At 57.9% G+C, this 14,383-nt stretch carries 12 protein-coding genes; 11 read left to right on the forward strand and 1 reads right to left on the reverse strand.

Going from position 1 to position 14,383, the window contains the following annotated elements:
- Positions 1–10: 10 nt before the first annotated feature.
- Genes QRN55_RS18990 through QRN55_RS19010 form a run of 5 tightly spaced genes read left to right on the forward strand, consistent with a single transcriptional unit; the run spans position 11 to position 4,397 of the window.
- Positions 11–1,129, forward strand: coding sequence for an MFS transporter (locus QRN55_RS18990; RefSeq protein ID WP_284777895.1), 1,119 nt, complete (start codon positions 11–13; stop codon positions 1,127–1,129).
- The gene (locus QRN55_RS18995; protein WP_284777896.1) at positions 1,126–1,707 is read left to right on the forward strand and encodes a cupin domain-containing protein; all 582 of its coding nucleotides are present in this window, start codon (positions 1,126–1,128) and stop codon (positions 1,705–1,707) included. Before QRN55_RS18990 ends, QRN55_RS18995 begins: the two co-directional genes overlap by 4 nt.
- A gap of 28 nt (positions 1,708–1,735) precedes the next feature.
- Positions 1,736–2,713, forward strand: coding sequence for a fumarylacetoacetate hydrolase family protein (locus QRN55_RS19000; RefSeq protein WP_284777897.1), 978 nt, complete (start codon positions 1,736–1,738; stop codon positions 2,711–2,713).
- Entirely contained in the window at positions 2,713–3,633 is a 921-nt protein-coding gene (locus QRN55_RS19005; protein WP_284777898.1) for an NAD-dependent epimerase/dehydratase family protein, read from the forward strand. Before QRN55_RS19000 ends, QRN55_RS19005 begins: the two co-directional genes overlap by 1 nt.
- Positions 3,630–4,397, forward strand: a complete 768-nt coding sequence (locus QRN55_RS19010; RefSeq protein ID WP_284777899.1) for a cyclase family protein — start codon at positions 3,630–3,632, stop codon at positions 4,395–4,397. Before QRN55_RS19005 ends, QRN55_RS19010 begins: the two co-directional genes overlap by 4 nt.
- Positions 4,398–4,483: 86 nt before the next feature.
- Here QRN55_RS19010 and QRN55_RS19015 read toward each other — a convergent pair whose 3' ends face one another.
- The gene (locus QRN55_RS19015; RefSeq protein ID WP_284777900.1) at positions 4,484–5,377 is read right to left on the reverse strand and encodes an AraC family transcriptional regulator; all 894 of its coding nucleotides are present in this window, start codon (positions 5,375–5,377) and stop codon (positions 4,484–4,486) included.
- 376 nt (positions 5,378–5,753) lie between these two features.
- Here QRN55_RS19015 and QRN55_RS19020 point away from each other — a divergent pair, with 376 nt between their 5' ends.
- The 6 genes from QRN55_RS19020 to arfA all read left to right on the forward strand — a co-directional run bounded on the left by QRN55_RS19020 (position 5,754) and on the right by arfA (position 14,312).
- The gene (locus tag QRN55_RS19020) at positions 5,754–7,088 is read left to right on the forward strand and encodes an MFS transporter (protein ID WP_284777901.1); all 1,335 of its coding nucleotides are present in this window, start codon (positions 5,754–5,756) and stop codon (positions 7,086–7,088) included.
- Positions 7,089–7,127: 39 nt separating this feature from the next.
- Complete coding sequence (locus tag QRN55_RS19025; RefSeq protein ID WP_284777902.1) at positions 7,128–8,576, forward strand: aldehyde dehydrogenase; 1,449 nt, start codon at positions 7,128–7,130, stop codon at positions 8,574–8,576.
- 2 nt (positions 8,577–8,578) lie between these two features.
- Complete coding sequence (gene mdlC / locus QRN55_RS19030) at positions 8,579–10,243, forward strand: benzoylformate decarboxylase (protein WP_284777903.1); 1,665 nt, start codon at positions 8,579–8,581, stop codon at positions 10,241–10,243.
- Complete coding sequence (locus tag QRN55_RS19035) at positions 10,240–11,448, forward strand: flavin-dependent oxidoreductase (protein ID WP_284777904.1); 1,209 nt, start codon at positions 10,240–10,242, stop codon at positions 11,446–11,448. Before mdlC ends, QRN55_RS19035 begins: the two co-directional genes overlap by 4 nt.
- Before the next feature lie 310 nt (positions 11,449–11,758).
- A complete protein-coding gene (locus QRN55_RS19040) occupies positions 11,759–12,685 on the forward strand; it encodes an ArsR/SmtB family transcription factor (RefSeq protein ID WP_112500586.1) in 927 nt (308 codons plus the stop codon).
- A 115-nt stretch (positions 12,686–12,800) separates the two neighbouring features.
- Entirely contained in the window at positions 12,801–14,312 is a 1,512-nt protein-coding gene (gene arfA, locus QRN55_RS19045) for an arabinosylfuranosidase ArfA (RefSeq protein ID WP_284777905.1), read from the forward strand.
- Positions 14,313–14,383 lie beyond the last annotated feature (71 nt).

Genomic DNA, 14,383 nt, shown 5'->3' on the forward strand with positions numbered 1-14,383 from the left:
AGCGATTATAATGTCAGGACAGAAATTCGGAGTGGCGGGGGTTATTGCCCTTATTATAGGCCACTTTTCAGGGATGCTCGACCTCATAGCGCTGCCCGTCTGGGTCGGCGCGCTCGTCGAGCGTTTCGGCTTCAGTCCGCAGCAGGCGGGCGCATTGGCGACCCTGTTTCTCATTGGCGCGGTCATCGCCAGTGTTATCGCCGCTCCGCGTTTCAACAGCATGAACCAGAGGGTGTTTGCAGCCCTAGGCTTCGCACTCGCCTCCGCATCCTTCTTTCTGGCCTCCACGCAAACAGGCTTCATACCGCTTGCTGTGCTGCATCTAGCAGCGGGCGTTTCCGTTGGTCTCGCGTTGTCGATGGTGCATGGAACGATTGGGCTCAATGTCAATCCGCATCGCCTGTTCGCCATGGCCGGTGTCGCGCTTGGTCTCTTTGCCATCGTTCTACTTGCGGTCATTCCCCAGCTATTGATCATCCATGGCGGCGCCGTGCTGTTTCAGGTGTTTGCTGGCATCATGGCCGTTGCGGCAATCACTTCCGCCCTGTTGTTTCGCAATCCCGACCGCACCCTGAACCATGAGAAAAAGCCCTTCAGCCGTGCTGCATGGCTTACGATTTTCGGCATCAGTATGATGACCTTCAATCAGGCGATGGTTTTCTCTTTCGTCGAGGTCATCGGCAAGTCGCGCGGTTTTTCCTCCGATAACGTTCTGACGGTTCTGATCGCTCTGGGGTTCGTCAACTTCGTTCTGCCATCGCCTGCTGCCGCATTCCTTCAGACACGCGCTTCCGCAACACTGGTTACCCAGATAGGACCTGCCGTTCAGGCCGTCGTTGCGGTCATCGTAACTTCTGCGACGGTCCTGACCTTCTGGGCACCCGCTGCGGTCCTGTTCGTTTCCATCCAGATATTTACGCATAACTTTGCGTTCGGGCGTCTGGCAAAGCTCGATCCTACGGGACGGGCTGTGGCGGCCACACCGGCGATGCTGATGATCGGCGCGGCCATGGGACCGATCGTTGGCGGCGCACTGGGTCAGAACTTCGGCTATCCGGCCCTCGGCATGGCCGCAGTCGTGGTGAGCATCATCTCCATCGGCTTCTTCACAAAGGCAAAATCGGCATGACCAGTTTTCCTCCCATTACCCGTATCGTGACAGGCCACGCCGATGATGGGCGCTCCGTCATCACCGAGGCGGGGCCGCTGCCAACCGTCGTGGAGGTCGCGGCCATTCCGGGCACCATCTTCCATGAGGTGTGGTCGACAGCCGAAACTCCTGCTCTTGTGGAAAACGGTGATGACCCGACACGCGGCCCGCTGGTGCTGCCTCCTCCGGTCGACGGCACCCGGATTCGCTTCGTGGATATTCCGCCAGATACGGAGGATTTTCTGAAATCGGGTGCAGAACGGATGGACGAGGCCTTCGGGCAACTCGGAGACAAGGCTGCCTCGACCGTCACGAAAGATTCTCCGCATCCGCTGATGCACCGCACGGAATCGATCGACTACGGCATCGTCATCGAAGGGGAAATGACCCTTGTACTGGATGATGGAGAGGTTCTCCTGAAACCCGGTTGCGTGGTCATCCAGCGTGGCACCAACCATGCCTGGGCCAACCGCTCGGGCAAGATGTGCCGCATGTTATTCGTGCTGATTTCGGGACGCTGCGATCCCGCAATTGCTGCAAGTCTTGCAGCGCGATGATGCCTACCACTACAGAAATGAGGTCAACATGAAGTTCGCCACCTATCATGACGGAAGCCGTGACGGCCAACTCTGGGTCGTCTCACGTGACATGACACGCGCAGTACCCGCCACCGGCATCGCCGCGTCGCTGCTGGGTGCAATCGAGGATTGGGAAACCTCTGCACCGGCGCTTGCTGTCGTTTACGACCGGCTGAATGCGGGCGACGAGCCATTTGCGACCCGTTTCGAGCCACAGCGCTGTCTGGCTCCGCTTCCGCGCGCCCCGCAATGGCTGGATGCCTCCGCCTTTCTCAATCATGGCCGGTTGATGGATAAGGCCTTTGCCAATCCGCCCAATCCCGAATTCGAAACCGTGCCGCTTATCTATCAGGGCGCCAGCGACGATTTTCGTGGCCCGTTGGCCGAAGTAGAGTTCCTCGATGACAAGCACTTCATCGATATGGAAGGTGAGTTCGGCGTGATCCTTTCCGATGTCCCGATGGGGACGACGGCGGAAAAGGCGGCAGATCATGTGCGGCTTCTAGTGCAGATCAACGACTGGTCCCTACGGTCCTTCGGGCCCCGTGAAATGCGCGCCGGGTTCGGTTTCCTGCAGGCAAAACCCTCTACCGCGTTTGCACCCGTCGCCATTACCCCGGATGAACTGGGCCCGCATTGGTCGAACGGTCGCGTCGGTCTCCCCTTGCATGTGGCGATCAATGGCCGAGAAGTCGGGCGTGCCCATGGAAACGAGATGCATTTCTCCTTCGGCGAACTGATTGCCCATTGCGCTCTTACCCGCAGACTTTCCGCTGGCACGATTTTCGGCTCCGGCACGGTTTCCAATGCTGACCGTGCTGCCGGGTCCTCGTGCATTTCCGAGATACGTGTGATCGAGTTACTGGATGAGGGCGCATCGCATACCCCATTTCTCACTTGGGGTGATCGTGTTCGCATGGAGGCCCGTCTGCCCGATGGCTCCGCGCCCTTCGGCGTTATCGATCAGAGCGTGGTCAAGGCCTGATGCGTGTTCTGGTCACAGGAGCGGACGGTTTTCTCGGTCGGGGTCTTGTTCAGGCCCTCGCCCCGGCTTTTCCCGATGCCAAACGGCTGGTGCTGACCGACCGCGCCTTTGCTCAACCGGCACCACCCGGTGCGGAAACCATAATTGGAGATCTCGGGGATGCTGATTTCCTCGAAAATCTGCTCGAACCCGGCTTTGATCTCGTCTTTCATCTCGCAAGCATTCCGGGTGGCCTTGCCGAACAGGAGCAGGAACTCGGTCACCGTAGTAATCTTCTGGCGTCTCTTGCGCTTGCCAGCAGCGTTGCCGCCCGTCGCCCGGGTGCCCGTTTCGTCTTCGCGTCCTCGATCGCCGTTTATGGAGACCTTGGAAAGGACACTGTAACGCCCCGAACACAGCCCGCACCGCTTCTGACCTACGGCGCTCACAAGCTGATGATGGAGATCATGCTATCCGATCTGTCGCGACAAAAAGCACTTTCGGCCATCAGCCTGCGGTTTCCGGGCATCGTCGCCAGACCACCGAGCGAGAGCGGCCATGGATCGGCTTTCATGAGCCACATTTTCCACAAGATTGCAGCGGGCGAGGCTTACGAGTGCCCCATCCCGGCAACCAGCACCTGCTGGTGGATGTCACGCCGGGCCGCGACCGGAATTCTGCTACATGCCGCGCGCCTTTCGGGCAGCGACCACACAGTCATCCAGCCCCCGGTAAACCATGCCAGCCTGCAGGAGATGGCGGAGGCCATTGCGCGCGTGATCGGCAAGGCAGCTCGCATTGGCTGGCAATCCGACGAAAAGCTTCAACGTGTTTTTGGCGCCATGCCACCACTTGATGATACCGCGGCCCGCACCCTCAGCTTCTGCACCGACGTCGATCTGGAAACGTTGGCGCGAACAGTACTTTCAGGAGACGAATGATGAAGATTATCGATCTTTCAGTTGCCATCGAGAATGATGTACCGGTTGACCCGCCGGGTCTTGGACCAAAGATCAGCTATACGAACCACAGGGAAGGTGCTGAAGAAGTTCTTCGTTTCTTTCCAGGTCTCGATATCGCAGATGTTCCCGGCGGCGAAGGCTGGGCGGTCGAGCAACTGAATCTGAGCACCCATGCAGGCACGCATCTCGACGCCCCCTGGCATTTTGCGTCCACCATGAACAATGGAGAGCGGGCCTGGACGATCGACGAGGTACCGCTGGACTGGTGTATCCGTCCGGGCGTGAAACTCGATCTTCGCGGTTTGCCCGACGGTCATGTGGCCGGTGTCGATGATATCGAAGCCGCCGTGCGGGCCTCCGGCCACACGCTGCAACCCTTCGACATCGTCCTGATCAATACGGCAGCCGGCGCCGCCTATGGTCGCCCTGATTATCTCGGACGAGGTTGCGGCATAGGCCGTGCCGCGACCCACTGGCTAATGGCGCAGGGCATCCACATCGCCGGAACAGACGCCTGGTCATGGGACGCACCTTTTCCTGTCACCGCGAAACGCTTTGCAGAAACCGGAGATGCCGGTCTCATATGGGAAGGCCACAAGGCGGGCCGCGAGGGTATTTTAATGCATATGGAAAAACTGACACGGCTGGACGAACTGCCCCCTTCCGGTTTCACCGTCTCCTGCCTGCCGGTCAAGATCAAGGGTGGCTCCGCAGGCTGGTGCCGCGCCATCGCCATGCTTTGACGTTCTCAAGCGTCTTATGTGCAAGAATGCGCTCCAACTAGTGCGCGCAATCGCTTCGCGACAACCTTTGCGTCGATGAACGACTGCTATCTCGACTGTCGCTCGGCGCGCATGCGGTTGCGGAATATGCTCGGCTTTTCGCCAGCGCGGTGCGTAAAAAACCGCGTAAAATAGGAGGGCGTTGAGAAGTTCAGTCGATAGCTTATCTCAGAGATAGGAAGATCGGTGAACACGATCAATCGTCGTGCCTCGAGCAACAGCCTATCGTCAATGATTTCACCAGCCGTCTTTCCCGTCGCTGCTTTGACGCATCGCGTCAGATAGGTCGACGTTATCGATAGCTCCGCAGCATAGTCGCTCACGGACCGATCTTGTAGATAGTCTCGATCAACAAGTGTTTCGAATCGTGCAACCAGCGCATGGCGCGGCGCACGCTTTGACATCTCATGTGATTGTGTTTTTTGGAAAATACGATGTAGCCGAACGACAATAATGCGAAACAGCGCTTCAAGAACGACGCTTCGATCTTCTCCCCACAGAGTGTGTTCAATTTCGATCTCCTCAAACAGGGCCTTTAGGGAAGAGAGATCATTTTTGAGATCATCTCCGACCAAAGTGGCAGGACGTGAGATCCAAGGCTCGATCCAGGGCATTGCCGCCGCCAAACGTGCTAAATCGACACTGGGGACTGTGATAACCCATCCGCAGATGTCTTCCGGGTAGTCAAACCCGTGGCTGATCAGAGGTGGCATCCAGACCAGTGCCGGGGTTGTTATGGACGCCTCTTCGAAATCGATCTGGCCCAAAACCTGCTTATCCCAAAAGAAGAAGACCTGCGTCAGACCCTCGTGATAATGCGGCTCGACCCGCCATCCGTGGATGTGCCGACGCTCGGAAATGCGTTCGCAATTGAGAAAGCCGACGTGTTGCGAGGCGTCGCCCAGAACGAAGCGATTACGATCGAGAAGAGGTTCAGCCATCGGGTACCCCGTTTGAAAAAGTGACATTTATTGTCGCCTAAGTGCATTGAGGATTGCAAGGTCAAAGCGCAACTTGGCGAAATCGAAAGATGCAAATGGCCTGGGAGAGGCTACCCGCTTTCGTAAAAATGAGGAGGACAATATGAAATCACGAACAGGGGTAGCCCGGCGGAGCTGACTTGAGGTCTGCTGCCACCACTTTGCAGCGTGGCTAGGGCAACAGCAGATGTGCGTATTCAATACGCCATCTGAGGCATCAGCCGCGCATCCACAATCAACAAGACCAAAAATCCGGCAGCCTCGCTGTCGAGATGGGAAAGCCGTGCGCATGTGATCTGCACGACGGCGATCCTTTCAGTGCGCTCGGGAGGAGCCTATGTCTACGGACAAGACCTATTCTTTCAATACGGATGCAGCGCAGGCGGAAACAGCGGAAAACGCTTCCGCACGCCGTCGCATTCTCATCGCCGGTACGATCGGCACGACCATCGAGTGGTATGACTTTTTTCTCTATGGACTTATCGCGCCCATCGTCTTCGACAAACTGTTCTTTCCGAAATTCGACCAGCTGACCGCAACACTCGCCGTGTTTGCGACCTTTGCGGTCGGCTTTCTGGCACGTCCTCTCGGCGGCCTCGTGTTCGGCCACTTCGGAGACCGGATCGGTCGTAAATCGGTGCTGCTCGTGACCCTGTTGATCATGGGCCTGTCGACCATGTTGATCGGCTTGCTGCCGACCTATGCGGATGTGGGCGTGCTGGCGACCCTGGCGCTGCTGCTGTTGCGGTTCCTTCAGGGGTTTGCACTTGGAGGTGAATCCACCGCCGCAAGCCTGATGGCAATCGAAACAGCTCCCGGAGACCGTCGAGGCTTCGCCGCAGCGATTATTCAGGCTGCTGGTCCTCTCGGCGTCGTCCTAGCGTCCTTGGCCGCAATGGCCATTACCCAGCTGTCCGAGCCGGATCTGCTGTCATGGGGCTGGAGAGTGCCCTTCCTGATCAGCGGTGTTCTCGTCGGCATCGGAATTTATATCCGTCTTCGGATAGAGGAAAGCTCCACCTTTCGTCAGGCAGCCGTTCGCTCGGAAACGAACTCGAAAATTCCGGCGCTGGAAGCTCTGAAATCTCATCCAAAACCCATACTGGCTGTTCTCGTGGCCGAGATGGCGCAAACTTCCTTCTTCTATCTTACCGCCATATTCACGCTTTCCTTTGCCACCCGCCAGTTGGGGGTCAGCAAAGAGGTGATGACGCAAGCGGTGTTGTTCGCCAATATTGTTGCAATGGTTGCTATGCCAATCATCGGCAGATGGTCGGATCGAACCGGACGCAAGCGCCTCTTTCTCGCAGGCCTCATACTGGCAGCACTGTCCATGCTGGTGTTCTACAGTCTGCTCGCCACTCAAAACACCGCCCTCATCATGGGCGCCGTGATCATTACGGCAGGTATCATTCACCCGCTGATGTTCAGCACCGAGGGCAGTTACTTCCCGGAACTCTTTCCGACACGCATCCGGTTCAGCGGCGTTTCGATCGGCAAGCAGATGGGAACGGTCCTTGGCGGCGGTCTCGCGCCTTTGATTGCCACAGCACTTTACGCAGCCACCGGCAGCACGTGGTCAATCGTCGCTTATTACGTCGTCATCGCCATCGCCGCTGCCCTAGCCCTGCGTTTCGTTCGCGAAACCAAGGACGACCCACTTTCGCACTGAATAAGCCCCAGACATCATTTTCGCATGGGAGGAAAACCAATGAATATCCATCTTCTGATCGGTGATCGCGAAGCGCAGGCCAGCAATGGCAAGACGTTTGATCGTGTCGATCCGCTGTCGAAGCAGGTAGCAACGACTGCCCCTGCCGCAACGGTGGAGGATGCGGACGCCGCCGTATCCGCTGCTTCAGCCGCTTTCTCTGCATGGTCGCTGCGTGGCCCCAATGACCGGCGCATGCTGCTCTTGAAGGCTGCCGATGTCTTCGAAAGCATGCGCGAGGAATTCGTCCGCACCATGATAACCGAAATCGGCACGACTGACGTCTGGGCCAACTTCAACGTCAAGCTTGCCAGCGGGATGCTGCGTGAGGCTGCATCGCTGACCACACAGATCACCGGTGACGTCATCCCGTCAGACAAGCCGGGTTGCCTTTCCATGGCCGTGCGGCAGCCAGCGGGTGTCTGCCTTGGTATCGCGCCGTGGAATGCGCCGATCATTCTTGGCGTTCGTGCCGTCGCAACGCCTCTGGCCTGCGGCAACACCGTCGTTCTGAAAGCCTCGGAAATCTGCCCCGGCACCCATCGATTGATTGGCGAGGTGTTCAGAAAGGCAGGTTTCCCCGCCGGTGTCGTCAATGTCATCACCAATGCCCCGGAAGATGCCCCCGCCATCGTTGAGAGGTTGATCGCCCATCCGGCGGTCAAACGGATTAACTTTACAGGCTCGACCCGCGTCGGGCGGATCGTTGGTGAACTTGCGGGCCGCCACCTCAAGCCGGCGGTGCTGGAACTGGGTGGTAAAGCGCCGCTGATCGTTCTGGATGATGCGGATCTTGATGCTGCGGTTGCTGCCGTCGCGTTCGGCGCCTTTATCAATCAGGGGCAGGTCTGCATGTCGACGGAACGTGTCATCGTCGATGCTTCGGTCGCCGATCAATTCGTTGAGAAGCTGGCGGCGAAGGCTGCCAGCCTGCCAAGCGGCGATCCCCGCAAAGCCCCCGTCGTCATCGGCTCCCTCGTCGATGAAGCACCGGCAAAACGCGTCAGTGACCTCATCGATGACGCTGTCGGCAAGGGAGCCAAGCGTGTGGCAGGTGGTGAACGAACAGGCACCGTTGTTCCAGCGACGGTTCTCGACCACGTGACGGATGCGATGCGTATCTACAGCGAAGAAAGCTTCGGCCCGGTCGTGTCGGTCATCCGCGCGCAGGGCACGGAGGATGCCATTCGTCTTGCCAATGACAGCGAATACGGTCTTTCCGCCGCAGTCTTCGGGCGCGATGTCGCACGGGCTCTCGTGGTGGCCAAGCGCATTGAGTCCGGCATCTGCCACGTCAACGGTCCGACCGTCCACGACGAGGCGCAAATGCCCTTCGGCGGCGTCAAGGGCTCGGGCTTCGGTCACTTCGGCGGGCAGGCGGGCATTGCCGCATTTACTGACCTTCGCTGGATCACCATCGAGACAGAAGCACAGCATTACCCCTTCTAACGATGCAGAAAGACGCAATGACTATGGCAAAACATACCCTCACCGTCCGGGAGGCCACGCTCGATGTGCTGCGCTCCTTCGGGGTCGACCGGGTCTTCGGCAATCCCGGCTCGACCGAACTTGCCTTCCTGCATGATTGGCCTGACGATATCGACTATGTTCTGGGCCTGCAGGAGGCCTGCGTTGTCGGCATGGCAGACGGCTATGCCCAGGCAACGGGGCGACCGGCCTTCGTCAACCTTCATTCTGCGGCGGGCCTTGGCCACGCCTTGGGTAATCTGTTCACGGCGTTTCGCAACAAGACGCCGCTGGTGGTGACAGCCGGTCAGCAGGCCCGCAGCATTCTGGCACTTCGTCCCTACCTGTTTGCCGAAGAGGCTGCTCAATTTCCCAAACCGTATGTGAAGTGGAGTGTGGAGCCAGCGCGCGCCGAAGATGTTCCAGCCGCAATCGCGAAGGCGTTTCTCATCTCCATGCAGCACCCGCGTGGGCCGACATTCGTGTCGATACCGTCGGATGATTGGGCACGCCCAGGGTCTGTCCCGGAGATTCGCTCCATCGCAGGCGAATTTGCACCTGATATCACGGCCATTGAGCGTCTGGCAGCCGCCATTGCGAAGGCAGACAATCCCGTTTTTGTCGTCGGGCCTGATGTCGATCGCAATGGCGCGGTGGAGCAGATGGTGGCAATTGCCGAGCGCGCAAAGGCAGCCGTTTGGGCAAGCCCGATGTCGAGCCGGGCGAGCTTCCCCGAGAGGCATCCACTTTTTGCCGGGTTCCTGCATGCCGCACCCGGCGCGCTTGCCGAAGCGCTACGGGGCGCCGATCTCATTGTCGTCTTCGGCGCGCCGGTGTTTACCTTCCATGTGGAAGGGTATTGCGATCTTTTCACCAACGGCACGCCTATCTGGCAAATCACCGATGACCCGACGGAGGCTGCGACGTCGCCTGTCGGCGAAAGTCTGATCGGCACGATCCCGAAATCCCTGACTGCACTTTTGTCGGCACTACCAGACACAACGCAAAGGCAAGCACCGGCTGCGCGAAAAGCACCACCCGTGCCGCAAGCCGCAACGCCCATTCCGCCGAGCTTTGCGCTCAGCCGACTGTCGGCGCTCCTGCCACCGGCCGCCATCGTTGTCGAGGAGGCACCGTCGCACAGGCCCGCCATACAAACCTATTTCCCCATGGCAGGGGCAGACAGCTTTTACACTATGTCCAGCGGCGGCCTCGGATACAGCCTTCCGGCATCCGTGGGGGTCGCCTTGGCGCGCCCCGGTCAGCGCATTATCTGCCTGATTGGTGACGGGTCGGCCATGTACTGCGTGCAGGGGATATGGACGGCTGTTCAACAGAGGTTGCCGATCACCTTCGTCGTCATGAACAATTCCGGTTACGGTGCCATGCGCTTCTTCAGCCGTATCATGCAGGCCGAAAGACCACCGGGCATCGATCTGCCGGGGCTCGATTTCGTCTCGCTGGCTCGTGGGTTCGGATGCCCCGCCCAACGGGTGACGGAGCCCGGCGATCTGGATCGTGCCTTGACTGACGCCTTTGCCCATGACGGCCCCTGCCTCGTTGATATCGCGGTCGATGAAACCGTGTCGATCCTGTTCGAGGAAAGGAAAAAAGACGCAATCACCTCTTCCAAGGAGATCACCCCATGAAAATCCTCATCGCTGGCGCTGGTATCGGCGGCCTTGCCGCAGCCCTCTGCCTTCATGAAAAAGGCTTCGACGTCAATGTTTTCGAGGCTGTCGATACCCTGCAACCACTCGGCGTCGGCATCAACGTCATGCCGCATGCCTCGGGCGTTCTGTTCGGATTGGGTTTGGGCGACGCGCTTGACGACATTGCCATTCGGACACGGGCAATCGAATATCGCACCCGTTTCGGACACCTCATCCAGTCCGATCCGCGTTGCGTCGAGGCCGGGTTCGACTATCCGCAATTTTCGATCCACCGCGGGCAATTGCAGTTCCTGCTGTTCGATACCGTCCGTGAACGTCTCGGCCCAGATGCCGTCATCACCGGCAAGGCGGCCATTGGCTTCGAACAGGATGAACGCGGTGTCCGCGTCAACTTCCAGGACGGGTCGTCTGCGGCAGGGGACCTGCTGATCGGCGCGGATGGCTTCCGTTCCAAGGTGCGCCAGCAGCTTCACCCCGATGAGGGGCCTGCGCATTACGAGGGAACGATGATGTGGCGCGGCGCCAACCTGCAGGCGCCGTTTGCCGATGGTCGGACCATGTTCATCGCCGGGGATCACGATGTGAAATTCGTCTGCTATCCGATCAGTGGACGCGCCGCCCGCGACGGAAAGGCGCTGATCAACTGGGTCGCAGAGGTCCGCCACGACAATCCACGCGCAGCCGAGGAAGCGGACTGGACGCGCGAGGCCGATCGTGATTTCATCTCTGAATATCTCGGCTTCCAAATGCCGGATTTGGATATTCAGGCTCTGTTGAAAAACACGCAAAAGATCACGCAATACCCGATGATCGACCGCGACCCGCTGCCGTGGTGGACCCGTGATCGCGTAACGCTTCTCGGTGACGCGGCACATCCCATGTATCCTATGGGCGCTAATGGTGCTTCCCAAGCGATCCTCGATGGGCGGGCACTTGCCGACGCGCTTTCCGAACAGCCCGGACCCGCAGGACTGCTCGCCTACGAAGCCGTCCGCCGTCCCGCCACCACCAAGGTCGTGCTCACCAACCGTCAGTCTGGCCCCGAACGCGTGCTCGACATTGCGGCAGCGCGCATCAAAGGTCCGGACGATCGGATCGAGGACCTGATCTCACCTGCAGAACTGGAGGAGGTAGCGGCAAGTTATCGTCAGGTGGCGGGTTTCATGAAGAAAGCAGTCTGATCCATGAGGTGCTTCCACGCCGGTTTTGAACTGGGATATCCGCCATGTGAAGGTGTGCCTGAGGTGACCATGGCGGCTCCTGACGCACTCGACGATGCAGACTGGAAAGCAAACAGGAGTGACTGATGGTCGCCAGCTTAGTACCGACGTGGGCCTTGCCGATGGACGCAGGGCCCGGCAATCAGCGAGCACGAGTTATCAAACCCATCCGACTGTATCGACTGTCATAGATTTGCTGGTGATTTACGCATTGATCAAATCAGGTTTTCAGGTACAAAAAAGATGAGCTGTTATTCTTGGGAGCCTGATTTTGAATCGCAATTTCCTTGTCGTGGACCCAGAGGAGCATCAATCCGTTCTCAAGGCTCTCGCATCACCGGCCCGTATTGCGATGCTGAAACTGATGCAGCGGAAAGGACCAATGAATGTCAATGATCTTGCCGCTGAGCTGAGCCTTCCGCAATCAACTGTTTCAACAAGCGTCCAGTTACTGGAAGACGCAGGGCTTATACGCACAGAAACGATCAAGGCTCGCAAGGGAAGCCAGAAGATTTGCTCGTGCGTGTACGATGAAGTCCTGATTGTGCTGAAGGATAACATCAAGGAAACGGAAAAAAACGCGATTGAGGTGTCGATGCCTTTGGGTCTCTACACCAGCTTCGAGGTGTCCGCGCCCTGTGGTCTTTGCTCGGTCGATGGCATCATTGGACTGCTCGATGTTCCCAGCACGTTTCTTGATCCAGACCGCATGAAAACAGCGCTGATATGGTTCACGCGCGGCTATGTGGAGTATCAGTTTCCGAACAATGCAAGGCTTTCGAATGCGGAAATTCGCGAGATCGAATTCGCTTTGGAGCTCAGTTCAGAAGTCCCGGGCACCAGCGCTGACTGGCCCTCAGACATTACCCTCGCTGTCAATGGAATCGACGTCGCGACATGGACGTCGCCTGGAGATTTTGGCGACCAGAGGGGCGTTTACACCCCCGATTGGTGGAAACTGAAAGGCTCGCAATATGGCAAGCTCAAGAGTTTCCGTGTCAACGAAGATGGCTCTTATGTCGATGGCTTACGCATATCGGACGTGCGGCTTTCCGATCTGGGACTGGAAGTCCATCACTCCATACGCCTGCGGATCGGCGTGAAAAATGACGCGAAACATCCTGGCGGTATCAATATTTTCGGTCGGGGATTCGGAAATTACGACCAGGATATTTTGCTGCGATTGCGAACGCGCTAGGCCGTTTTGACGGGTGCGCTGCACAACACTTTTAACTTGACCCAAAGGCCGTTGTTGTCTCTATTTATCTCAAATAATGATACATATCATAAATTTGGATATAATGGAGAATGAGATGAAGGCGGCCGTTACTGCCCACGCCAAGTTCAGCATCGCCGAGATCGATCCGCGCCTTTACGGTTCGTTTATCGAGCATCTTGGTCGGGCCGTTTATACAGGGATTTACGAGCCGGATCACGCGACTGCCGATGAAAACGGCATGCGGCAGGATGTCATCGACCTCGTGAAGGAGCTTCAGGTCCCGATTGTCCGTTATCCCGGCGGCAACTTCGTTTCAGCCTATAATTGGGAAGACGGGATCGGTCCGCGAAAAGAGCGCCCCGTCAGGCTGGATCTTGCATGGCACACGTCAGAGAGCAATCAGGTCGGCATTCATGAATTCGCGGACTGGTGTACTTCTGTCGGCACGGAAATGATGCTGGCGGTCAATCTCGGCTCTCGTGGTCTGGATGAGGCGCGCAACTTTCTGGAATACGTCAACCACGAGGGGGGTAGCACCTGGAGCGACAAGCGGCGCGCCAATGGCCGCGAAGAGCCATTCGACGTGCGCCTATGGTGCCTTGGCAACGAAATGGACGGCCCCTGGCAGATCGGCCACAAGACAGCAGACGAATATGGAAGACTTGCCCATGAGACGGCCAAAGCGATGCGCGCTTTCGACAGCCGCCTCGAACTGGTCGTCTGCGGGTCGTCGAATGCTCACATGCCGACTTACCCGCAGTGGGAGGCAACCGTTCTGGAGCACACATATAACGAGGTCGACTATATCTCGCTGCATATGTATTTCGAAAACCGCGCCAAGGACACGGCGAATTACCTCGCTCGCAGTTTGGAACTCGACAATTACATCGCCACCGTTGCCGGTGTGATCGCCTATGTGAAGTCGAAGAAGCGATCCAAGAAAGATGTCTATATCTCTTTCGACGAATGGAACGTTTGGTACCACTCCAAGGAGCGTGACCGTGCGATTCTCGAAGGTGGTAGCGGTTGGCCAGAGGCGCCCGCGCTTTTGGAAGATGACTATAATTTCGAGGATGTGCTGCAGGTTGGTTGCATCCTTAACACGTTCATCAACCGGTCGGACGTCGTGCGGATCGCCTGCCTTGCACAGCTCGTCAACGTGATCGCACCGATCATGACGGTTCCGGGCGGCCCTGCCTGGCGTCAGACGATTTTCTATCCTTACTATTATGCATCCGTCTACGGGCGTGGAACGGCCCTGAAGCTGATGGTCGATAGCCCAACCTATGAAGCTGACGGCGTAGGCTCCGTGCCCTACCTTGATGTTTCGGCTGTGCGCGACGAGGCCAAAGGCAATGTGACATTTTTCATCGTCAATCGTCACCTCACAGAAGCGCTGGATCTTGATGTTCAATTGCTGGAATTCGGTGCGCTCTCGATTGTGAACGACCAGGTCATTGCGCACTCCGATATCAACATCACCAACACCGCACACAAGCCTGACAATGTCGTACCGGTGAAGGGAGAAGGTGCCATATTGGATCAGGAACGGCTTACCGTTTCCGTTGCACCGCTGAGTTACCGCATGATCCGCCTGTCGGCTTGAGAACGCGGTTGGGGGAGCAGAAGATGGACATAGATATCTACGCGGAACGGAGAGACCGCGACATGGCGTCG

Source organism: Agrobacterium sp. lyk4-40-TYG-31 (genome assembly GCF_030209855.1).
In the GTDB taxonomy this organism is placed as follows: Bacteria; Pseudomonadota; Alphaproteobacteria; order Rhizobiales; family Rhizobiaceae; genus Agrobacterium; species Agrobacterium vaccinii.